This is a genomic window from Albibacillus kandeliae, from assembly GCF_003116585.1.
In the GTDB taxonomy this organism is placed as follows: domain Bacteria; phylum Pseudomonadota; class Alphaproteobacteria; order Rhodobacterales; family Rhodobacteraceae; genus Albibacillus; species Albibacillus kandeliae.
The window spans coordinates 107,046-129,060 of record NZ_QEHM01000010.1 but is presented as its reverse complement, the minus strand read 5'-3'; the positions used below and the strand labels follow the sequence as shown (position 1 = coordinate 129,060).

Below are 22,015 nucleotides of genomic sequence, written 5' to 3'. Positions count from 1 at the left end.
GGAGGATGGAATGAAACAACTGAAAGCACTGGCCACACTTGCCGCACTCGCGGCGTCGCCGGTTCTGGCACAGACACCGGGCGTGACCGATACCGAGATCAAGATCGGTGGCGCGCATGACCTGTCCGGAATCTTCGCACCCTTCTCGGTGCCCGCCGTTTCTGCGGCGCAGGCCTATTTCGAAGAGGTCAACGCCAATGGCGGGGTGCATGGTCGCAAGATCACCTACATCGTCGAGGATCACGGCTACCAGGTGCCCAAGGCGGCGCAGGCGGCGAACAAGCTGATCAACCGCGATCAGGTCTTTGCCATGCTGCTGAACCTTGGGACGCCGCATAACCTTGCCATGTTCCAGCTGATGGGACCGCAGGGTGTGCCGAACGTGTCTCCGATCACCGCCGCGCGCCAGATGGTCGAGCCGCCGGAGCCCTGGAAGTTCGCCGGGACGGCTTCCTACTACGACGCGATCAAGGCGGCGCTGGCTTACATGAAAGAGACGGAAGGCACCAAGAAGGTCTGCCTGATGATTCTGCCGACCGACTTTGGCAAGGAGATCGAGGCCGCGGTCCACGAAGCGGCGGAAGCGGGCGAGATCGAGCTGGGCGCCGAGATCGGCCACAAGCCGGACGAGAGCGACTTCACCGGTGCGCTCGGGCGGATCAAGGACTCGGGCTGCGATACCGTCGGCGTTGCCCTCGGCATCAGCCAGATGATCAACGCCATCACCACCGCGCGCAAGCTGGGCATGGATGACCTGAAGTTCCTGCTGTCTAGCGCTGGCTTCCACACCGTCGTTGCCAAGGGTCTGGCCCAGCAGGGGGTGATGGACGGAGTCTATTCGGCTGCCGGCTGGCAGGACCTCGAGGCCCGGATGAGCGACCCGGACGTCGCCGAATGGGTCAAGAAGTACACCGCGGCGACTGGTGAAGCCTACCCGGGGACCGGGGCGCTGCTGGGCCGATCGGGCGCCGGGATCATGGTGGCCGCGCTGGAAGCGGCGGGACCTGACCTGACACGCGAGAGCTTTATCGCGGCGATGGAGAGCCTCGATTACGACGATCCGATCTCGGGCAACCACGTCGATTTCAGTGCCGAGGACCACGTGGCCGCGGACGAGATCTTCGTCAACCGGATCGAGAACGGGTCCTGGGTGCTGGTCCAGACCCTCGACTAATTCCTGAAGACAGGGCGGCGCAGGCCGCCCTGCAAACCTGAACAGATGCCGCGGGGCCGGGCTCCGACGGCCCGGAGGCCTGCATGCTGAGACGAACGATATACGAAGAAGAGCACGAGATTTTCCGGAAAACGGTTCGCGCCTGGGCCGAGAAGGAACTCTTTCCCCATGCCGAGGAATGGCGCGAGGCCGGATGCGTCAGCCGCGAGGTCTGGAAGAGTGCCGGGGCGCAGGGCTTTCTCTGCATGTATGCGGACGAGAAATACGGCGGGCTGGGGCTGCAGGATTTCCGCTATGACATGATCATCTGCGAGGAACTGGGGCCGCGCGAGCCCGGGTTCTTCATCGGGCTCCAGAACCGGATCGTCGGCCCCTACCTGCACCGTTTCGCGCCCGAAGAGCAGCGCGACCGCTTTATGCCGGGCGCGGTCTCGGGTGACACAATCCTTGCCATCGCGATGACCGAGCCGGGGACCGGGTCGGACCTCGCCGGGGTCCGGACGCGCGCGGTGGAGCACGAGGACCACTGGGTGCTGAACGGGTCCAAGACCTATATCTCCAACGGATTCCTGACCGGGCTGGTCCTTGTCGCGGCCAAGACGAACCCGGAGGCCAGCCACGAGATCGGGCTGTTCTGGGTCGAGGACGGCACGCCGGGGTTCGAACGCGGACGCAATCTCAAGAAAGTCGGGCTGGAGAGCCAGGACACAGCCGAGCTGTTCTTCGACAACGTCAAGGTGCCGAAGGCCAACGTGCTGGGCGACCCGCGCGGCGGGTTCAAGACGATGATGATGAACCTGGCCGAGGAGCGACTGATCGGTGCGGTGGGTTTCGTCGCACGGGCGGAACACGCCTTTAACGTCACGATGGACTACATCATGGAGCGCCGGGCCTTTGGCCGTGCCATCGGCACCTTCCAGAACTCGCGTTTCAAGATGGCTTCGCTGAGAACCGAGCTGGACGCGGCATGGGCCCTGACCGACCATTGCGCGCGCGAGCACCTGACCGGAACGCTCAGCGCCGAGATGGCGGCAGAGGTCAAGCTCTACACTTCCGAGGTCGAAGGGCGTGTCGTCGATGAATGCCTGCAGCTGCATGGTGGCGCGGGCTACATGGACGAATACGAGATCTCGCGGCTGTACCGCGATGCCCGGATCAGCCGTATCTACGCCGGGACCTCAGAGATCATGCGCGAGATCATCGGTCGGGGTCTTGGGCTCGACGACCGGCAGCGCAACTGATGACCGGGTTCGGCCTCACGCAACCGGTGATCAAGGCCGCGGCAGAGCGGCCCGAGGGGATCTTCACGATCTTCGGAGGCAGGCGGCGGAGCAACGCCGTTTTTGCCGATCGGGTCGCGCGCCTTGCCGCCGCGTTCCGGGCGATGGGGGTCGGACCGGGTGACCGCATCGCGATGCTGGCCGCCAACTCGGACCGCTATGTCGAGTATGTCTTCGCGACACTCTGGGCGGGGGGTGTGATCAACCCGGTGAACGCCCGCTGGTCGGCCCGCGAGATGGCCTTTTCGCTGGAGGACAGCGAGACCCGGATACTCATCGTGGATGACGGTTTCGCCGGTATGGTGCCCGAGCTGCGCGCGCCCGCGCCGGGGCTGGAGCGGATCATCCATGCTGGCGATATGGCGGCGCCGGAGGGAATGGACGACTGGGAGCAGCTGATCGCGTCACATGACCCGGTCCCGGATGCGGGACGCGCGGGCGACGACATGGCGGCGCTGCTCTACACCGGCGGGACGACCGGGCGACCTAAGGGCGTGATGCTGTCGCATGCGGGGATCGCGACCTGCTCGCTCTCGCTCACGGCGGCGGCGCCGAATGGCGGAGATGCGCCCGGCCTCCATGTGGCGCCCTTCTTCCATATCGGCGGTGTCGGGGTGATCTTCCAGTTCGCCTATCGCCGCGCGCCGCAGGTGATCATGCCCGCCTTTGACGCTGGCGAGGCGCTGCGCCTGATCGAAGAGGAAAGGGTCGGTGATATCTTCGTGGTTCCGACCATGCTGCGCTGGCTGCTGGATCATCCCGATCTGGCGCGGCGCGACCTGTCTTCGCTGGTGTCGATCCGCTATGGCGCTGCCCCGATCGACACCACGCTCCTTGCCCGCGCGATGGAGGCCATCCCGACGGCGGGCTTCATGCAGGTCTATGGCCAGACGGAATTCTCCCCCGTCGTGACCTGCCTGGCCCCGGCGGACCATTTGGGTGAGGGAGCCGGACAGCGCCTCACCTCCGCCGGGCGCCCCCTTCCTACTGCCACGGTGCGGATCGTCGATGCGGCGCGCAATCCGTTGCCGGTGGGCGAGGTGGGTGAAATCGCGGTGCGGGGGCCGCAAGTGATGCTGGGCTACTGGAACCGCCCGGAGGAGACGGCGAAGGCCCTGTCGGAGGGGTGGCTTTATACCGGAGACGCGGGGTTCATGGACGAGGCCGGGTTCCTTCACGTGGTCGACCGGGTGAAGGACATGATTGTGACCGGGGGCGAGAACGTCTATTCCGCCGAGGTCGAGAACGCCCTTGCCACGATGCCCGGCATCGCGGCGTCGGCCGTGGTTGCCGCGCCCGACGAGGAATGGGGCGAACGGGTGCACGCGGTGATCGTCGCCGCTGCGGGCGCCGAGATTTCGCTGGAGCGCGTCAGGGCGCACTGCCAGTCGCTGATTGCCGGTTACAAGGCGCCCCGCTCGGTCTCGCTGATCGACGCGCTTCCGTTGTCACCCGCGGGCAAGGTGCTGAAGCACGTCCTGCGGGCCGAGCTTGCCAAGGAATGACCATGCAGTTTCCCCGCACCCACCTCGAACCGGAGCACGAGATGTTCCGCGACCAGGTCCGCCGCTTTCTGAAGGACACCATGTCGGACAAGGTTCCGAAATGGCGCGCGCAGGGCCATGTCGACCGGGAGGATTTTCTCGCCTTCGGGGCGCAGGGCTGGCTGTGCCTCTGGGCGGACGAGCAGTATGGTGGCCCGGGCATCCGGGATATCCGATACGATCAGGTCTTGCAGGAAGAGACAATCCGCTGGACCGATATCGGCTTTTTCCACAACGCGCATTCGATGCTGGTGGGGCCCTATCTGGACCGGTTCGCCAATGAAGAGCAGAAGGCGCGTTTCCTGCCCGGCGCGGTCAGCGGCGAGACGATCATGGCGATTGCCATGACCGAACCCGATACTGGATCGGACCTTGCGGCGATCCGTACCCGGGCCGAGGACATGGGCGATCACTGGCTGCTGAACGGGGCCAAGACCTTTATTTCCAACGGACTCATCGGTGACCTTTTCGTGGTGGCGGCCAAGACGGGCGACAAGCGCGGGCAGATCGGGCTGTTTGTCGTGACCGCCGACATGGCGGGATTTTCGCGTGGGCGGCACCTCAAGAAGCTGGGCCTGCCGGTACAGGACACTGCCGAGATCAGGTTCGATGACATCAGGGTGCCGAGGGAGAACCTGCTCGGCGATCCGGGCATGGGCTTTGCCTACATGGCGGAGTGCCTTGCCGTAGAGCGCACGATGAGCGCGATCTCGTCGCTGTCCCATGCGCAGGCGGCCTTTGACATCACGCTGGACTACATCAAGGAACGCCGTGCCTTTGGCCGACCCGTGGGCGCGTTCCAGAACACCCGTTTCGTGATGGCCGATCTGCGCACGCGTCTTGATGCGGCGCAGGCCTACCTGGATCAATGCGTGATGCTCGCAAATGCGGGACGGCTCACGCCCGAGAACGCGGCGTCGGCCAAGCTGCTCTGCTCGGAGCTACAGGGCGAGGTGGTCGATTCCGGGCTCCAGTTCCACGGCGGCGCGGGGTACATGGACGAATACGAGATCAGCCACATGTTCCGCGACGCGCGGATCGCCCGCATCTATGCGGGAACGTCGGAGATCATGAAGGAGATCATCGGGCGTGGGCTGGGGTTGGGAGAGCGCGATCTGACCTGAGCGCAGGAGTCAGATGCGGATGCCGTAGCGGCTGATCTTGTCGTTCAGCGTGCGGCGCGCCATGCCGAGGGCCTTGGCCGCCCGCTCGGTATTGCCGCGGCAGTGTTCGAGCGCGAGCCGGATCTCCCGGGCTTCGAAGGCGGCGACGCGATCGGCAAGGCTTTCGGGCGCGGCGAGTGGCGCGGCCGACCCCTCCGGAATGTCGAGGCCAAGGGCAAAGCGTTCGGCGGCGGCTTTCAGCTCCCGGACGTTGCCGGGCCAGGATCGGCGCAGCAGACGCTGCTTGAGCGGGTAATCCAGCTCGGGCACCTCGCGGCCATAGCGCGCGGCAGCCAGCCCGGCATAGTGGCTGAAGATCAGGATGATATCCTCGCCGAGCGAGCGCAGCGGTTCGACCGCGATTTCCGCACCGGCGAGGCGATAGAACAGGTCCGCACGGAAGCTGCCATCGAGGGTGAGGGGCCGCAGATCGGTCTTGGAGGTCGCGACGATGCGCAGATCGAGCGGCCGCAGTCGGTTCTCACCCAGCCGTTCCACCGCGCGTTCCTGCAAGGCGCGGAGCAGCTTGGGCTGGATCGCGGCCGGCATTGCCTCGACCTCGTCGAGCATCAGCGTGCCGCCCGAGGCGGCCTCGAGCTTGCCGGGCTTGTCCTGCGCCCCGGGGAAGGCACCGGCGACATGGCCGAAGATCTCGATCTCGAACAGACTCTCGGGGAGCGCGGCGCAGTTGAGGGCGACGAAGGGGCCGGACGCGCGCGTGCTCGACTCGTGCAGGGCGCGGGCGACCAGTTCCTTGCCGGTCCCGGTCTCTCCGGTGACGAGAATATCGAGATCGGTGGGCGCCAGGGCGGCGATCCGGGATCGAAGCGCAGTGATGGCGGCAGACTGCCCGAGCAGCCCGCCATCGTCCCTGCGGGTGATGCTGTCCTGCAGTCGCCCGATCTCGGCCCGCGCGGCACGGGTGCGCAGCCCGCGTTCGATGACCGTCAGCAGGTGCATGCCGTCATAGGGCTTTTCGAGGAAGTCCTCGGCCCCGGCCCGCATGGCCTGAACCGCCTGCGCAAGATCGCCGTGCCCGGAAATCAGGACGACCGGGCAATCGGGGTCGCGTTCGCGCACCGCCTGCAACACCGCCTGCCCGTCCATCCCGGGCATGCGGAGGTCCGTCAGCACGAGATCGGGGCGGGTGGTCGCGGCCAGTGCCGCGCCGCCCTCGGCAAAACCTTCGGCGCGATACCCGGCGGCCTCGATCAGGTCGCAGAGGGCATGGCGGTGGTCCCGGTCGTCTTCGACAACGTGGATCAGGGGGTTCATTCGGCGGCCTCGCGGGTGTCGTCGCTGCTCAGGAGCGGCAGGATCACCGCGATCTCCGCCCCCTGGCCGGAGGTAGAGTGGATGTCGAGCCGTCCGCCGAACTGCTGGACGACCTCGAAGCTGATTGCAAGTCCGAGACCAAGCCCCTCGCCCCCGATCTTGGTGGAGAAGAACGGTTCGGTGACGCGGGACAGGACATCGGGCGGGATGCCGGGGCCGTTGTCGCGCACCACCAGCGACAGCTCCTGATCCCGCGAGAGGACCTGAAGCGACACCTCGCCTTGCCCCGGCTCGACCGCTTCTATGGCGTTGTGCAGCAGGTTCACCAGCACCTGCTCCAGCCGGGCATGACCTGCCTGCACCACGGGGGTGTTTGTCGGCGCCTCGAAGTGGAGCTGGACACCGGCAGCGTCGGCGCGGGGCTGGGCCAGTGCCAGTGCCGAGCGCGCGACCTCGGTCACGTCCACCGGTGCGAGCGGTGCCGCCTCGCGCCGCGAGAAGTTCTTGAGGTGCTTGGTCATGCGCTGCATCCGCCGGATCAGGCCGCGCGCGGACTGAAGCCGAGCAGCCGTCTGCTCGGGCGCGTTCGACAGGCCGAACTCGGCAGCGGTAAGCGTGGCCTCCATCGCGGCAAGGGGCTGGCTGACCTCGTGGACGATGGCTGCGGACATGCGACCCAGGGCGGCCATTTTCTCGGACTGGACCAGCGTGGCCTGCGTGGCGCGAAGATCGGCCTCGACCTGACGGCGCGCGTCGATCTCGCGGGCCAGTTCGGCGGTGCGCTCGTGCACCTTGCGCTCCATCGTTTCGGTCTGCTTCAGGCGCAGGGCGATCAGGCGGCGGCGATGGCGGCGCATATCCGCCAGCCCGAGCCCGAGCAGGCCGGTCAGGAAAACCAGTGCAACGGTAAGGGCGGCCGCGGTTCGCGCGGGCCAGAGCGGTGTCGCCGCGAGCAGGCGCCAGCCGTTCTCGAAGGGCGTTCCGCGCAGGCTCGTCGCGCGGCCCTGCCCTTCGATGTTGAGCTCGGTCCCATTCGGCAGGAGCGGTGCGGCCTGTTCCAGTTCGGAGCGGGTGTAGAGGCGCGAGGCGCTCAGCCGCGCGCGGGCATCGGCGGGCAGCGGGGTGAGGGGACGATAGCGCCAGCCCGGCTGCGACGACAGGAAGACTACGTCGTCTCGATCGGTGACCGCGATGTGCTGGCCGGTCTCGGCCCATGCCTGTTCGAGTGGGCGCAGGTCGATCTTCACGACCATGACGCCGCGCACGCTCAGCCCCGGTTCGTCGACCCGGGCCGAGATGAAGTAACCGGGCTCGCCGGTGGTCACGCCGATGGCGTAGACCGCACCGCTGCCGGTCGCGTAGGCATCGGTGAAATAGGGCCGAAAGCTGTAATCGTGGCCCACGTAGCTGTCGGGTTCGGCCCAGTTCGACGAGGCGAGCGTGACACCGGTGTCATCAAGAAGGTAAAGGCGCTCGGCCCCGGTCTGCGTGGCCACGCGCTCGAGGTAGCGGTTGGCGGCTTCTATGGTTGCGCCGTCCTGCGGCCTGGCGAGCGCCTGATGGATGCGCGCATCCTCTCCGGCCACGCGGGGAAGGTAGCGAAACCGGTCGATCTCGGTCTGGATCGCGCGATGGCTGACGAGCAGGGTCTGCTCGAGTCCCTGACGGAGCTGCCCCAGCATCATCTGCCAGGCGAGGGCACCGCAGAGCAGGGCGCCGATCGTGACAAGGACCAGCCGCAGCCGCCATTGCGGGCCGATGCGGGGGAGGTGGACGCGACGGGACACCATCGGCCCCTCAGCCCCGGCTGTCAGTGTCGGAACAGGGGGCGACCCGGATAGGCTGCCCGGAGGTCGCGCCAATGTCGGTGCAGTCCGCGGCGCAGAGGCGCCAGGCCGACGGGGTTTCGCCGGAGGCGGCGAGCACCAGTTCGGGGACCGAGGGCAGGTCAGGGGCCCAGACCCACCAACCATCCTCGAAGTGTCCCCCCGGACCGGGCTCCATGCCCGCGCCCGATCCCTTGACTGCCGCCTCGGTCAGGTGAAGGCGGTGGTCGGCGGTCACTTCCCAGCTTTCACGCCAGCTTTGACGTTCGACCGAGTGGGTCCATTCCAGCGTGAAGCTGCTGCCGCTGGCGAGGGCGAGCATCGTCGCCCCGGCCATCAGGCAACCGGTCATGCCGACACCGGGGTCCGGCGACGCCACCACAGCAGCAGACCGAAGACCACGACGAGGGCAAAGCCGATCTCGTCCGTCACCGGCAGGGCGGCGACCAGGGTAAAGGCCGCGGCGACCGCGATGAGGCGTTCCCAGATCGCCAGCGGGCGGCCAAGCCAGCCGATGACGCAGGTGCCCCAGAGCGCGAGGGCAAGCAGCGCCTTGAAGACGATGTAGGCGACGGCGGGCCAGTAGCCGATCGAACCGGCGAGCGTTCCGCCATCCTGCAGCATCAGCGCTGGCGTGTAGACCGCCATGAAGGGCACCACGAAACCGGCGGCGGCGACCTTGATGGCCTCGAAGCTGATCTTGAGCCCGTTCTCCTTGGCGATGGGTGCCGCGGCAAAGCAGGCGAGCGCCACCGGCGGCGTCAGGTCGGCGAGGATGCCGAAGTAGAAGACGAACATGTGGCTGACGATCAGCGGCACCCCGAGGTCGAGCAGGGCGGGGCCCGCGATGGAGGAGGTGATGATGTAGTTCGGGATCGTCGGGATGCCCATGCCGAGGATGATGCAGGTGATCATCGTCAGGACGAGGCTGAGGAACAGGCTGTTCTGACCGACCGAGACGATGAACTGGCCAAAGGTATTGGCCGCGCCGGTCAGGGTCATCACCCCGATGATCACGCCGACCAGTGCACAGGCGATCCCGACGGGCAGGGCGGTTTTGGCGCCATCGGCAAGGCTGTTGCGGCAGATGGCCAGCGTCTCGCGCCCGCCCTTGAAGACCGCACAGGCGATGATCAGGATGGCGAGGACCAGAAGCAGGGCGTTGATGCCGAACTTGAAGAAGGCAGAGGCGGAGAGGCCAAGGACGATCCAGAAGATCACCCTGATCGCGGTCGAGGACATGCCCGTGGCGATGGCCGCCCCGAGAATGAGCATCCCGGTAAGTGCAAGGCCGATGGTGCCGGCAAAGAGCGGCGTGTAGCCCGAGAACAGCAGCCAGACCAGAACGGCGAGCGGCAGGATCAGGTACCAGCCCTCTTTCAGCGCCTTGCGGGCCGAGGGCATTTCCTCGGCGGAGAGGCCGCGCAGGTCACGCTTGCCGGCTTCGAGGTGGACCATCCAGAAGGCCCCGGCGAAGTAGAGGATGGCCGGTACGAGGGCGGCCTTCACCACTTCGATGTACTGAACGCCGAGGGTCTCGGCCATGATAAAGGCGACGGCGCCCATCACCGGCGGCATGATCTGCCCGCCCATCGAGGCGGTCGCCTCGACGCCGCCTGCAAAGGCGGGGCGATAGCCGAAGCGTTTCATCAGCGGAATGGTGAACTGGCCGGTGGTTACCACGTTGGCGACGCCCGAGCCCGAGATGGTGCCCATCAGGCCAGAGGACAGGACGGAAACCTTGGCCGCGCCGCCCATCTTGTGACCGACGAGACCGAGGGAGACATCGGTGAAGAGCTTGATCATCCCGGCCTTCTCAAGGAACGAGCCAAAAAGGATGAAGAGGAAGATGTAGGTGGCCGAGACATAGGTCGGGATCCCGTAGATCCCTTCGGTCCCGTAGGCGATCTGTTCGACGACCTGCTCGAAGGCATAGCCCCGGTGGTTGAACGGGGAGGGCAAGTGTTGGCCGAACAGCGCGTATGCGAGGAAGATGCCGCAGATGATCGGCAGGGCAGGGCCCATCAGCATCCATGCGGCGACAAAGACGGTCACGACCGCGATGCAGCCGAAGACGAGGTCGGCGGGGATGGGCGCACCCGCGCGCATCAGCAGCGGCGTGTATTCGATCCACTGGTAGGCGGCGACCGTGACGCCGGCGGCGGCCAGCAGCCAGCAGAAGGCGCGCAGCGCGGGCCGGAAGCCGCGCCCGATGGCAAGCATCGGGAACCCGAGCGCCATCAGGAAGCCGACGTGAACGGCGCGCATGACTTGGCTGGGCAGGTCGATCACATGCGCGGCGATCGAAATCTGGTAGAGAGAAAAAGCAACGGCCAGCCAGAACAGGAAACGCCCGGTCAGGCTGGGCGGAAAGCCCGATGCCAGCGGGTCGTGCATTTCGGTCAGGTCCTCGGCGCTGTCGCGCTCGGCCACGGTTTGTCCGGTCATGTGATCCTCCCTTCGCGCAGGCAGCCCGGCCTTGGCCGGGCCACCGCACGGGTCCGCTTACAGCAGGCCCTGTTCCTTGTAGTACTTTTCGGCGCCCGGATGCAGCGGAATCGGCGAGTTCTTGACCGCTTCCTTGATGTCGATGGCACCGGCTGCGGCATGCGCGGCCTTCAGTTGCTCGAGGTTCTCGAACAGCAGCTTGGTCATCTCGTAGGCCAGTTCGTCCGAGACGTCGGAGCTGGTGACGAGGATGTTGGTGATTGCCAGCGTCGGGATGTCTGCATCCTGACCCGGGTAGGTGCCCGCCGGGATCACGCCAGCGGCGTAGGGCGCGCCCAGGGTGTCGGCCACTTCGGCGGGGATCGACACGTAGGTCACATCCTGCGTGGAGGACAGATCCTTCAGCGCGGCGGAGCCGAGGCCCGAGCTCTGCAGGGTGGCGTCCAGCTGACGGTTCTTCATCAGTTCGACGGATTCCGCAAAGGGCAGGTACTCGACCTTGCCGAGATCGTCGTAGGTCATGCCGAGCGCGTCGAGGATCTTGCGTGCGTTGACCTCGGTTCCGGACTTGGCGGCGCCGACGGACACGGACTTGCCGGCCAGTTCGGTCACGGTGGACACGCCGGAGTCGGCGGATGCTGCGATCTGGATGTAGTTCGGGTAGATGGCGGCGATGGCGCGCAGCTTGTCGAGCGGCTTGGTAAAGCCGACGTCTGCGTTGCCTTCGTAGGCGTCCTTGACCGAGTCACCGAGCGCAAAGCCGAGCTCGCCCCGGCCCTGCTGCAGCAGGTTCAGGTTTTCGACCGATGCCTTGGTGGACTGCACCTGGGTGCGGGAATCGGGGATGTTCTTGGCATAGATATCCGCGAGGGCAACGCCGAGCGGGTAGTACACGCCCGAGGTGCCGCCGGTGAGGACGTTGACGAATTCAGTGGCCATCGCGGCGGGTGCGGAGACGGCGAGGCTGCCGGCGACCAGCGCGCCGAGCCCAAAGGTTTTGAACATGATGTTCCTCCCAGAAAACGATCGCACCAGCAGGATTTGGGTCGCTGGCGCGCGGTGCGGGAACCATGGTCAAGCGTCGACCGGGCGACAACCCTGCGAGTCGGGGGAGCTTTCAAATAGTTCGCAGGTTCCTGCCCCGCCCGTGGCGGTTTTCTGCCACGGGAGCTGTTCAGGCGGACCGCGAACGGCGTTCAGGCCGCGTCGGCGCGCACCAGAAGGCGGACGAAATCAGAGCTTGGATTGCTGCTCAGGACCTCGGGCCGGTCGAACTGGACGATGTGGCCCTCGTTCATTACGGCGACGCGATCGGCGAGCGCCCATGCCTCGGCCCGGTCATGGGTGACCATGATGGCGCCCACACCTGCCTTGCGCTGCAGGTCGCGGACGGACTCGCGCAGGGACTGCCGCACCTGCGCGTCCAGCGCGCTGAAGGGTTCGTCCATCAGCAACAGCCGGGGCTCGATGGCAAGGGCGCGGGCCATGGCGACCCGCTGGCGCTGTCCGCCGGAAAGCTGCGCGGGAAAGCGGTCTGCCAGATCCGCCATCTCGATCATCTCGAGCAGTTCCCGCGTCCGTGCGGCAATCGCCGACCGCGACGGCCGGGACTTGCGCGGGAGGACGCGCAGGCCGAACGCGATGTTCTGCGCGACGGTCATGTGGCGGAACAGGGCGTAGTTCTGGAACACGAAGCCGAAATGCCTCTGCCCGGCGGGCAGCCTCGTGATGTCCTCGCCTGCGAACAGAAGCTGCCCCCGGTCCGCGTGGGCGAGCCCGGCGATGATGTTCAGAAGGGTCGTCTTGCCGGATCCGGAAGGGCCGAGAAGGGCGACGAATTCGCCCTCTTTCATCGAGAGCGAAACGCCCTTGAGCACTTCGGTGTCGCCGAAGGACTTGTGTATGTCGAGCGCCTGAAACGTCATGCGTGCGCTTCCTTCTTTGGTCCGAACCGGTTGAGTACCCCGCGCAGCACCAGCGTGACGAGCGCCAGCGCCGTCAGCACGGTTGCGGCGGCGAAGGCCCCGGTCGCGTTGTAGTCGTTGTACATAAGTTCGATCTGCAGAGGCAGCGTCATCGTCTGGCCGCGAATTGCCCCGGCCACGACGCTGACCGCCCCGAATTCTCCCATGGCGCGCGCCATCGTCAGGACCACGCCATAAGCGAGCCCCCAGGAGATGTTGGGCAGGACCACGTGGCGGAAGATCTGCCAGCCGTTCGCCCCCAGAGTCACGGCGGCCAGTTCCTCGTCCTCGCCCGTCACCATCAGGACGGGCAGCACTTCACGCATCACGAAGGGGCAGGTGACGAAGGCAGAGACAAGGACGATGCCGGTCAGGTTGAACATCAGCTGCACGCCGTAGGGCTCCAGCAGGGCGCCGACCGGGCCATAGGCGCCATAGATCAGCAGGAAGCAGAGGCCAGCCACGATGGGCGAGACGGCAAAGGGGATCTCGATCAGGATCAGCAGGACACGGCGGCCGACGAAGCGGAACCGGGCGATGGCCCAGGCCGCGGCGACGCCGAAGATCACGTTGAGCGGCAGGACCAGCAGTGTCGCAATCACCGTCAGACGGATCGCGGCGAGAGTCTCGGGGTCGAGAATGGCCGCCCGGTAGGCGTCGAACCCGTCGGCGAAGGCACGGTGAAAGATGGCGATGACAGGCAGGATCACCATCAGGCCGAGAAACAGCAGGGACAGGGCAATGAGAATGAAGCGGGTCATGCGTCAGCCCTCGGCTCTCAGGTAGCGCTGCATGCGGGTCTGGGCGAGGTTGATGGCGACCAGAAGGATGACCGAGAGCAGGAGCAGCGTGCCGGCGATGGCCGCCGCGGCCGGGTAATCGAATTCGTCCAGCCGGATGAGGATCAGCAGCGAGGCGATCTCGGTCTTGTAGGGGAGGTTGCCCGCGATGAAGATGACGGCCCCGAATTCCCCCATTGAACGCACGAAGGACAGGCCCACGCCGGTCAGGATAGAGGGCATCAGCGGGCGCAGCACGACCCGAAGGAACCGTTGCACACCGTTCGCGCCAAGGGTCAGCGCGGCCGCCTCTTCGTCGGGGTCGAGTTCCTCGATCGCTGGCTGGATCGCGCGCACGGCGAAGGGGATCGAGGTGAAGATCATGGCGATCATGATGCCCCACCAGGTATAGGCGACCTGCAGGCCGAACTTATCGAGGACGCTGCCGAGCCACCCGGAACGGTCGTAGAGGGAGACGAGGGCAATGCCCGCCACCGCCGTCGGAAGGGCGAAGGGCAGATCGACCAGCGCGTCGATCAGTCCGCGACCTGCAAAACGATACCGGGTCAGGACCCAGGCCAGCATGAGGCCGAAGACGCCATTGATCAGCGTGGCGGCGGCCGCGGCAGTGAGGGTGACCCTGAGGGCGGTGAGCACACGCTCCGACGACATGACGCGGAAGTAGTCTGCGGGCGTAAGCTGGGCCAGTTGCCACAACAGGCCCGAGATCGGCAGCAGCACGATCAGGGTCACGAACAGAATCGAGATGCCCAGGCCAAGCGAGAGCCCGGGCAGCACGCGCGGAGTTGAGCGGGGTATCGCGGTCACTTGGTCTAACTTCCCTCGGAGGTGTCATGCCGCGGGGTCGCGGCATGACGCGCTGTCTGGATCAGTTCCGGAAGACCTTGTCCAGCGTCCCGCCGTCGCCGAAGTGGGTTTCCTGCGCTTCCGCCCAACTGCCAAAGACGTCCTCGACCGTGATCAGGCGCACTTCGGGGAACTGGTCTGCCGTTGCGGCGACGACCTCGGGGTTGTGCACGCGGTTGTTGAACGAGGCGATGATCTCCTGCGCTTCCTTGCTGTAGAGGAACTCGAGGTATGCCTTTGCCACATCGGTGGTGCCACGCTCTTCGGCGACCTTCTGGACCAGCGCCACCGGGAATTCGGCCAGCAGCGAAACCGGCGGAACGACACGCTCGTAGGCACCTTCGGCTTCGGCCGCGCGGATGTTCTCCACCTCGGCCTCGAAGGTGATCAGCACGTCGCCCAGACCGCGCTCGACAAAGCTGGTGGTGGCGCCACGCCCGCCGGTGTCGAACACCACGACGTTCTTCAGCACCTTGCCGACGAAGTCCTGCGCCGCCGCGTCGTCGCCCTCGAACTTGTCGAGCGCGTAGGCATAGGCAGCGAGATAGGTGTAGCGAGCATTGCCGCTGGTCTTGGGGTTCGGGAAGACGATGGAGACGTCATCGCGGATGAGGTCATCCCAGTCCTTGATGCCCTTGGGGTTGCCGCCCCGCACAAGGAAGGCGGGCAGCGAGTAATAGGGCGACGCGTTGTTGCCCAGCTCGGTCTGCCAGTCCTTGGAGACGAAACCGCGGTCGGCGAGGATCTGGACGTCGAGAACCTGGTTGAACGTCACGAGGTCGGCCTTGAGGCCCTGAAGGATGGCGCGCGCCTGCTTGGACGATCCGGCATGACTTTGCTGGATGGTCAGCGTCTCGCCGGTCTGCTCCTGCCATTGTTTGACAAAGGCCGGATTGAGCGCTGCATAGAGTTCGCGGGCGATGTCGTAGGAGACGTTGAGGATTTCACGGTCCTCGGCATGGGCGGGGCTGGTCAGGCCGGCCAGGGCGATGGCGGCCGCACTCAAGCTGCGTTTGATGTTGAGCGAGGACCAGAACTTGGAGGAGGTCATCATAGGATCGATTCCTTAATGGTATTTCGACCGCTAATGAGAACATTTTCCCATGATATACAAGAAGTTGGCAATCAGATCGGGAAAGTCGTCCAAAGATTTGCTCGCGACCGGAGAAACGTCTTGCCGCGAAGGTCCCGGGAGGAAACTTCGTCTCGCCCTTTTGGCCCGGATTCAGACCTGCGGGGCGAGGGTGAAGAGGGAGAGGAAGACCTCGGCCGACGCGAGGTCGCCTTCGGCTCCGACGACACCTGCCGAAAGCAGGTCGGGCAGCGCGGTTTCGCCGTAGACCGCCCTGGCCATCGTGTTGCCGTTTCCGCGGAGGACAAAGGGCGCCTCGGCCCGGGCGACCGCGCTGGTCGTGAGCTGTCCTGCGGTCAGCCGCATCTCGAACGCCTCACCGCCGAGGTCGAATCCGGCAAGCGCCTCAAGGCCATTCGCGCGGGCGGGGACAAGGTTCACTCCCATCGAGATCATCAGAGCGGATGGGCTAATGAAGCGCGAGGGATCATGCCCGGGCACCGTGAGAGCCCAGCGGCACAGGGACTCGAGCACCGGCAGGAGCCCGCGCCCCGCTTCTGTCAGCGAATAGATCCCGAGCCGGTCGTCATGGGAAACCACGCCGACCTCTTCGAGTTGCGCGAGCCGCCCGGTGAGCACGCTGGCCGTGATGCCGGGCATGCCGGCACGGATCATCTGGAACCGTTTGGGCGCGAACATTAGCTCGCGCACCACCAGCAGGGCCCACCGATCCCCGATCAGGTTCAGGGCATGGGCGGCAAGGCATCCTTCGTCATAGCGCAGTCGGGGGGTTTTCGCCGGTTCAGTCACATTTAGATACTTTCAGTTGTTTTTTAATACTACCGCTGGCAGGCTGACCCTGCAAGCGAGATTCGCCTTGCTTCTGTATGGGAGGTTTCACGAGATGACGTATTTTACCGGTGCGGTGGCGGCCGTCCCGACCGCCAACAAGGCGGCCTACCAGCAGCATGTCGCTGCGGTCTGGCCCCTGTTCCAGACCTATGGCGCCAGCCGTATGGTCGAGTCCTGGGGCGCGGATGTGCCCAAGGGCAAGGTGACCGATTTCCAGGGCGCGGTGCAGGCCAAGGAGGGTGAATCCATCGTGTTTTCGTGGATCGAGTGGCCCGACCGGGCGACCGCCGATGCCGCGTTCCAGAAGATGCAGAGCGACCCGGCGATGGCCTCCATGCCCGCCATGCCGTTCGACGGCAGCCGCATGGTCTTTGGTGGGTTCGCGCCGATCTACGAGGCGGGCGATGACGGCGCCGCGGGCTACTATCAAGGCTTTCTGCTGGCAGTGCCCGAGGGCAACAAGGCGACCTACGTCAAGATGGCGGGCGAAGGCTGGGAACACTTCCGCAAGGGCGGGTGTTCGGGGATGGTCGAATGCTGGGGCGAGGACGTGCCGCACGGCAAGGTGACCGATTTCTATCGCGCGACCAAGGCCGAGGACGGCGAAGTGCCGGTGTTCAGCTGGACGATCTGGCCCGACCGCGCGACCTGCGACGCGGCCTCGCGTGCGATGGAGGCCGAGATGGGAGACATGGACATTTCCACCATGCCGTTCGACGGAATGCGGATGATGTGGGGCGGCTTTGACCCGATCTTCGACTCGAGGACTGCGGCATGACACTGACTCTCTACACCTATGACTGGCTGCCGGAGTTCCCGCGCGGCTTCGTGCGCGACATTCGGGTGCGCTGGATTCTGGAAGAGCTGGGGAGGGACTATCAGGTCAAGACTGTCCCGACCCAGCCCAAGAGCGATGCGCATCGCGCCATGCAGCCCTTCGCGCAGGTTCCGGTCATTCAGGACGACGGCATGACGCTGTTCGAGAGCGGGGCGATCATGATGCATCTTGCCGAGGGCACCGCGCTTCTGCCCGAGGCGCGCAAGGCCGAAGTGGCGCAATGGGTGTTCGCCGCCCTGAACACGATCGAGGTGGCGGGTTCCCATTGGATAAACCTTGTCCTCGCCGAACGGATGCCGGAGGTCTTCGGTCCGGTCCCGGCTCCGGCTGTCATCGCTCACGCCCGCGAGGGGCTGGCGACGCGACTCGCCGCCCTCGAAAACGTCGTCTCGAAGAAGGAGTGGCTCGCCGGGGAGTTCAGTGTGGGGGACCTCGCCATGATCGACGTTCTGCGGGTCCTCGATGCCGAGGGCATGCTGACAGAGTGCCCGGAGCTTGGCGCCTTTGTACGGCGCGGAACCGGGCGGCCGGCGTTCAAACGGGCGATGGCCGATCACATGGCACATTGGACTGCGGCGGATGAGGCGCGTGCCGTGGCGAGCCCGGCCTGACCCCGAGCAGATCTGTAGGAAGGTTAAGTAAATCATGACGATTCCGAAGAACGCCGTCTGTCTCTGGTACGAGAGCGAGGCGGAGGACGCCGCGCGTTTCTATGCCGGGGTGTTTCCGGACAGTGAGGTCACGGGGGTGCATCGCGCGCCAGCGGACTATCCCTCGGGCAAGGCCGGGGACGTGCTGACCGTTCAGTTCAAGGTGCTGGGCATCCCCTGCCTTGGCCTGAACGGGGGCGATACGTTTCACCACAGCGAGGCGTTCTCGTTTCAGGTCTCGACCGAGGATCAGGAGGAAACCGACCGCTACTGGAACGCGATTGTCGGCAACGGCGGGCAGGAGAGCGCCTGCGGCTGGTGCAAGGACAAGTGGGGCATTTCGTGGCAGATCACACCTCGGGTCCTGATGGAAGCGCTCGCTGCTGGCGGCGACGAAGCCAGGCGATCGTTCGAGGCCATGATGGAGATGGGCAAGATCGACGTTACCGCGATCGAACGTGCGCGCCGAGGCGACTAGCCTCCGAACCGGCGCGGAGACAGGGCAGCCCATGTCGGCTGCCTTGCCTTCTTTCGTCTCAGAATCCGTTACATTGCTGTCTCAAGATGCCTCATTCGGAGGCAGGGCCTTTTCGATGCCGCCCGTGCAAAAATCGACGAGGATCGTTCGGTAATCCAGCGGGCTGTCGCCTGCGGGTTTTCCGGAGAGCCCCTCGATCCGGACCCGGCTGGCGACGATCGAGAGCATAGAGGACACGGTAAGGGTCAGGACCGTGGCAAGCGCCTCGGCGCTGGCAGCGGGGCGCAGGCGTCGGATCTCGTCGATATAGGTCCTGGCGACCGGGTCGTAGAGATCGCGGACCTGTGGGTAGTACTGGTCGTCCGACACGATACGCGCGATCAGCTGCGCATAGGCGCGCCACTGCGGATCTCCGCGCGAGGCGATCTGCAGGTAGGGCGCGAGGTAGGCATCCACCAGATCCCGGATGGTAAACGCGCCCCCGGCCTTGAGTTCGGCCAGCGCCTCGGTGCGGAGCGCGTTCAGCGTGTCCGTCCGGCGGGCAAGGACGGTGCCGAAGAGTTCATCCTTCGATCCGCCATGAAAGCCGACAACGCCGAGCGTGACTCCCGCTTCGCGGGCGATCTGACGAATGGTCACCGCGGCGAATCCGTTGGCGGCAAAGCACCTCTCGGCGGCATCGAGAACCCTGTCCCGGGTGGCTTCGCCACGCGCGAGTCGCCCGTCGGTGGAGCGTGATGTCTCAGGGTTTTCAAGCGGTTGCGGCAAGCCTTGGGTCTCCGGGACGTTTTCGGACGAGGTGGCGAAGTCCGAGGATTGACTTTTTATACGTACGTACAGATAGTTTGTTTCGAGGAGAGAATGCCGGAGCTTGGGCTTCGGCGCAACGGGGAGGAGTTCCTGATGAATTTCGGTAGAATGCTGGCCGGCTGCGCGCTGGCGGCAACGATGTCTTATGCACCCGGCCTGCAGGCCGAAGAGTTGGACGTGACGGCGGTTGCCGGCCACCCGCCGGTGTTCCTGTGGGTCAAGACCCTGTCCGAGGCCTATATCCCGGCGGTCAACAAGGCGCTGGAAGGCACCGACTTTAGCATCAGCTGGACCGAGGCCTATGGCGGTACGCTGGCCAAGGTCGGCGGCGAGATGGAGGCGATGGAAGACGGGCTGGCGCAGGTCGGGATCGTGTCCTCGCTGTTCGAGCCTTCGCTTCTGAGCCTGCAGAACGTCACCTATGTCACGCCCTTCGGCTCGCCGGATGTCGACCTTGTCCTGTCGACGGTGGACGGAATGCACGAAGAAATCCCGGCGATGCGCAAACTCTGGGAAGATCTCGACCTCGAGTATCTCGGCGGCGGCTTCGGGCTGGAAGACTACCTGTTGATGACGACCTTTCCCGTGACCGGACTCGCCGATCTGCAGGGCCGCAAGATCAACGCGCCCGGGCCCGCGGTGAACTGGTTGAAGGATACCGGCGCGGTGGGCGTCTCGGGCAACCTGACGACCTACTACAACGACATCCAGACCGGCGTGGCCGAGGGCGTCATCGTCTTCCCGACCGCAGCAGCGGCGGCCAAGCTCCATGAAGTGGCTCCCTACGTGACCCGCGTGCACTTTGGCGCGCAGTTCGCTGGCGGCATCGTGGCCAAGAAGAGCTGGTTCGACGAGCAGGATCCGGTGGTGCAGGATGCGCTGCGCAAGGGGGCCAGTGTCTTTGCAAGCGCCTATCGCCAGGGACTCGAGGTTCGGGTCGCGGGTGCCTTCAAGGCGATGGAAGAGGGCGGCGCGAAGATCAGCGAACTCTCGGAGGATGAGCGCAGCAAGTGGGCGACCACCCTGCCGAACGTGGCGATGGACTGGGCCAAGGACCTCGACGGCAAGGGCCTGCCCGGCACCGAGGTGCTGACCACCTACATGGGCCATCTCAAGGATGCCGGCGTTTCGCTGCCGCGGGACTGGTCGGCCGAATGACACCGGTGACTGCGACGGCCGGGGCGCGTGGGCGCCTCGACCGGGCCGCGGATGCCGTCATGGGGGCCGCCAACGTCGTGGCGACCCTCTGGATCCTGGGCCTCATGGTCCTGATCGTCTGCGACATCCTTGGCCGTGAAACGATGGGCCACCCCATCGCGGGTGTTCCGGAGATGGTGAAGTACTCCATCGTGGGCATCGTGTTCCTGCAGATCGCGCATACCCACCGTAAGGGCGAGATGATCCGTTCGGACGGGATCCTCGGGATGGTGCGGAGCCGCTGGCCCCGGGCCGGACTGGCGATGGACCTGATTGCGCAGCTGTGCGGGGCGGCCTTTGCCGCGACGCTGGCCTGGGCGGTCTGGCCCAAGGTGGTCCGCGCCTACGAGCGGGGCGAAATGGAGGGGATCCAGGGACATTTCACCCTGCCGGTCTGGCCGTTCCTGTTCCTGATCGTGCTCGGCTCTGCCCTTCTGACGGTGTCCTTCCTGCTGGCCGCCGTAACCGAATTAAAGAAACACCAGGGCGTCTGACCATGGATCCAATCACCGTCGGCTACCTGTCGCTGATCGCGATCGCGATTGCCATCTATGCCGGGATTCACGTGGCCATCGCGCTGGCCGGTGTCTCCCTCTTCGGGGTCTGGGCGATCACGGGCAAGTTCAAGCTCGCGATGAACTTCGTCGCTCTCGCGGCCACGGACAGTATCGCCGATTACACCTTCGGGGTCGTGCCCCTGTTCGTACTGATGGGTCTCGCCGTGTCGGAGAGCGGCATGGGGCGGGATACCTTCGCCGTGATCTCGCGCGGTCTGCGGCGTTGGCGCGGCGGGCTTGGCGTGGCAACCGTGCTGTCGAACGCGGTCTTCGCGGCGATCACCGGTATCTCCATCGCCTCCGCTGCCGTGTTCTCGAAGGTCGCCGTGCCCGAGATGGTACGCGCCGGAACCAACCGCAGCATCGCGGTCGGCGTGGTTGCAGGCTCCTCGGTGCTCGGGATGCTTATTCCGCCGTCGCTGCTGCTGATCCTCTTCGCGATCCTGACGGATTCTTCCATCGGGGACCTGTTCATCGGGGGCATCGGGCCCGGGCTGCTGCTGACGGCTGCCTATATCCTGTACCTGAGTGGTCTGGGCATTGCCCGCCCCAACCTGTTCGACGGCATCAAGGGTCCTGAACACGACGAGCGGACCCCGGTCTGGAACATCCTGCCGGTCTTTGCCCTCGCCACGCTGGTGCTGTCGGGTATCTACCTCGGGTTCTTCACCCCGACCGAGGCCGGGGCCGTGGGGGCCGCGGCCGCGCTGATCATCGGCGTCTTGCTGCGCCGCATCGGGCCGCGCGCGGCGTGGCGGATCGCGGTGCAGACGGGGCACATCACGGCGGCGGTCTGCTTCCTGATCATCGGGGCCTCCATCTACAGCCGGATGCTGGCCTACTCGGGCCTGCCCGCGTCGATCACCGAGGCTGCCATCGGTTCGGGTATCGGGCCGGTCGGCTTCCTGCTGCTCTTTGCCGGCCTGCTGGTGTTGCTGGGCACCGTGCTGGACAGTTCTTCCATCATGCTGGTCACGGTGCCGCTGGCCTACCCGGTGACCCAGCAGATGGGGATCGACATCGTGCACTTCGGGCTGATCACCGTTCTGGCGGTCGAGGTCGGTCTGCTGACGCCACCGCTCGGCCTTTCGGTCTTCGTGGTGCACGCCACGCTGAAGGATACGGGTATCACGCTGGGCGAGGTGTTCCGCGGTGCGGCGCCGTTTGCCCTGATCATGGCGCTGTCGCTGGTGGCGCTGATCTTCATCCCCCAAATTGCAACCGGCCTGCTGGGCCGCTGA

Annotated in this window: 21 protein-coding genes; 10 read left to right on the top strand and 11 right to left on the bottom strand. The window is 65.7% G+C overall.

Annotated elements, in window-relative coordinates; translation table 11 throughout:
- Positions 1–10: 10 nt before the first annotated feature.
- The 4 genes from DDT93_RS21765 to DDT93_RS21750 all read left to right on the top strand — a co-directional run bounded on the left by DDT93_RS21765 (position 11) and on the right by DDT93_RS21750 (position 5,122).
- Positions 11–1,174: an ABC transporter substrate-binding protein gene (locus DDT93_RS21765; RefSeq protein WP_109468004.1), complete on the top strand. Its 1,164-nt coding sequence runs from the start codon at positions 11–13 to the stop codon at positions 1,172–1,174.
- Positions 1,175–1,257: 83 nt separating this feature from the next.
- Positions 1,258–2,415, top strand: coding sequence for an acyl-CoA dehydrogenase family protein (locus DDT93_RS21760; protein WP_198654936.1), 1,158 nt, complete (start codon positions 1,258–1,260; stop codon positions 2,413–2,415).
- The gene (locus tag DDT93_RS21755; RefSeq protein WP_109468003.1) at positions 2,415–3,959 is read left to right on the top strand and encodes a long-chain-fatty-acid--CoA ligase; all 1,545 of its coding nucleotides are present in this window, start codon (positions 2,415–2,417) and stop codon (positions 3,957–3,959) included. Before DDT93_RS21760 ends, DDT93_RS21755 begins: the two co-directional genes overlap by 1 nt.
- A gap of 2 nt (positions 3,960–3,961) precedes the next feature.
- On the top strand, positions 3,962–5,122 hold the full coding sequence (locus DDT93_RS21750; RefSeq protein ID WP_109468002.1) for an acyl-CoA dehydrogenase family protein: 1,161 nt from the start codon (positions 3,962–3,964) through the stop codon (positions 5,120–5,122).
- A 9-nt stretch (positions 5,123–5,131) separates the two neighbouring features.
- Here the strand turns inward: DDT93_RS21750 and DDT93_RS21745 are convergent, their stop codons facing one another.
- The 10 genes from DDT93_RS21745 to DDT93_RS21700 form a co-directional block, all read right to left on the bottom strand.
- Positions 5,132–6,436, bottom strand: coding sequence for a sigma-54-dependent transcriptional regulator (locus tag DDT93_RS21745; RefSeq protein WP_109468001.1), 1,305 nt, complete (start codon positions 6,434–6,436; stop codon positions 5,132–5,134).
- Positions 6,433–8,226: a sensor histidine kinase gene (locus DDT93_RS21740; RefSeq protein ID WP_109468000.1), complete on the bottom strand. Its 1,794-nt coding sequence runs from the start codon at positions 8,224–8,226 to the stop codon at positions 6,433–6,435. Before DDT93_RS21740 ends, DDT93_RS21745 begins: the two co-directional genes overlap by 4 nt.
- A gap of 7 nt (positions 8,227–8,233) precedes the next feature.
- Positions 8,234–8,614: a DUF1850 domain-containing protein gene (locus tag DDT93_RS21735; RefSeq protein WP_109467999.1), complete on the bottom strand. Its 381-nt coding sequence runs from the start codon at positions 8,612–8,614 to the stop codon at positions 8,234–8,236.
- Positions 8,611–10,710, bottom strand: coding sequence for a TRAP transporter permease (locus DDT93_RS21730; RefSeq protein WP_109467998.1), 2,100 nt, complete (start codon positions 10,708–10,710; stop codon positions 8,611–8,613). The genes DDT93_RS21735 and DDT93_RS21730 overlap by 4 nt, the downstream gene beginning before the upstream one ends.
- 57 nt (positions 10,711–10,767) lie before the next feature.
- On the bottom strand, positions 10,768–11,715 hold the full coding sequence (locus DDT93_RS21725; RefSeq protein ID WP_109467997.1) for a TAXI family TRAP transporter solute-binding subunit: 948 nt from the start codon (positions 11,713–11,715) through the stop codon (positions 10,768–10,770).
- Between the two features lie 191 nt (positions 11,716–11,906).
- The gene (locus DDT93_RS21720; protein ID WP_109467996.1) at positions 11,907–12,635 is read right to left on the bottom strand and encodes an ABC transporter ATP-binding protein; all 729 of its coding nucleotides are present in this window, start codon (positions 12,633–12,635) and stop codon (positions 11,907–11,909) included.
- Complete coding sequence (gene cysW, locus DDT93_RS21715; RefSeq protein ID WP_109467995.1) at positions 12,632–13,435, bottom strand: sulfate ABC transporter permease subunit CysW; 804 nt, start codon at positions 13,433–13,435, stop codon at positions 12,632–12,634. The genes DDT93_RS21720 and cysW overlap by 4 nt, the downstream gene beginning before the upstream one ends.
- Before the next feature lie 3 nt (positions 13,436–13,438).
- Positions 13,439–14,281 (bottom strand): sulfate ABC transporter permease subunit CysT, encoded by an 843-nt coding sequence (cysT, locus tag DDT93_RS21710; protein WP_109467994.1) that lies wholly within the window; start codon positions 14,279–14,281, stop codon positions 13,439–13,441.
- Between the two features lie 61 nt (positions 14,282–14,342).
- Positions 14,343–15,374 (bottom strand): thiosulfate ABC transporter substrate-binding protein CysP, encoded by a 1,032-nt coding sequence (gene cysP, locus DDT93_RS21705; RefSeq protein ID WP_109467993.1) that lies wholly within the window; start codon positions 15,372–15,374, stop codon positions 14,343–14,345.
- Positions 15,375–15,545: 171 nt separating this feature from the next.
- Positions 15,546–16,202, bottom strand: a complete 657-nt coding sequence (locus DDT93_RS21700) for a winged helix-turn-helix transcriptional regulator (protein ID WP_109467992.1) — start codon at positions 16,200–16,202, stop codon at positions 15,546–15,548.
- Between the two features lie 94 nt (positions 16,203–16,296).
- Between DDT93_RS21700 and DDT93_RS21695 the strand changes: the two genes are divergently transcribed.
- Genes DDT93_RS21695 through DDT93_RS21685 form a run of 3 tightly spaced genes read left to right on the top strand, consistent with a single transcriptional unit; the run spans position 16,297 to position 18,210 of the window.
- On the top strand, positions 16,297–17,022 hold the full coding sequence (locus DDT93_RS21695) for a DUF1428 domain-containing protein (RefSeq protein ID WP_109467991.1): 726 nt from the start codon (positions 16,297–16,299) through the stop codon (positions 17,020–17,022).
- Positions 17,019–17,693: a glutathione S-transferase family protein gene (locus DDT93_RS21690; RefSeq protein ID WP_109467990.1), complete on the top strand. Its 675-nt coding sequence runs from the start codon at positions 17,019–17,021 to the stop codon at positions 17,691–17,693. The genes DDT93_RS21695 and DDT93_RS21690 overlap by 4 nt, the downstream gene beginning before the upstream one ends.
- Positions 17,694–17,727: 34 nt before the next feature.
- Positions 17,728–18,210: a VOC family protein gene (locus DDT93_RS21685; RefSeq protein ID WP_198654935.1), complete on the top strand. Its 483-nt coding sequence runs from the start codon at positions 17,728–17,730 to the stop codon at positions 18,208–18,210.
- A gap of 81 nt (positions 18,211–18,291) precedes the next feature.
- Here DDT93_RS21685 and DDT93_RS21680 read toward each other — a convergent pair whose 3' ends face one another.
- A complete protein-coding gene (locus DDT93_RS21680; RefSeq protein ID WP_109467989.1) occupies positions 18,292–18,978 on the bottom strand; it encodes a TetR/AcrR family transcriptional regulator in 687 nt (228 codons plus the stop codon).
- Positions 18,979–19,113: 135 nt separating this feature from the next.
- Here DDT93_RS21680 and DDT93_RS21675 point away from each other — a divergent pair, with 135 nt between their 5' ends.
- The 3 genes from DDT93_RS21675 to DDT93_RS21665 are packed head-to-tail and all read left to right on the top strand — an operon-like array spanning position 19,114 to position 22,015.
- A complete protein-coding gene (locus DDT93_RS21675; protein WP_232825529.1) occupies positions 19,114–20,178 on the top strand; it encodes a C4-dicarboxylate TRAP transporter substrate-binding protein in 1,065 nt (354 codons plus the stop codon).
- Positions 20,175–20,711 carry a TRAP transporter small permease subunit gene (locus tag DDT93_RS21670; RefSeq protein WP_109467988.1) on the top strand — a complete coding sequence of 179 codons (537 nt, stop codon included), beginning with the start codon at positions 20,175–20,177 and terminating at the stop codon, positions 20,709–20,711. Before DDT93_RS21675 ends, DDT93_RS21670 begins: the two co-directional genes overlap by 4 nt.
- Positions 20,712–20,713: 2 nt before the next feature.
- Positions 20,714–22,015: a TRAP transporter large permease gene (locus DDT93_RS21665; protein WP_109467987.1), complete on the top strand. Its 1,302-nt coding sequence runs from the start codon at positions 20,714–20,716 to the stop codon at positions 22,013–22,015.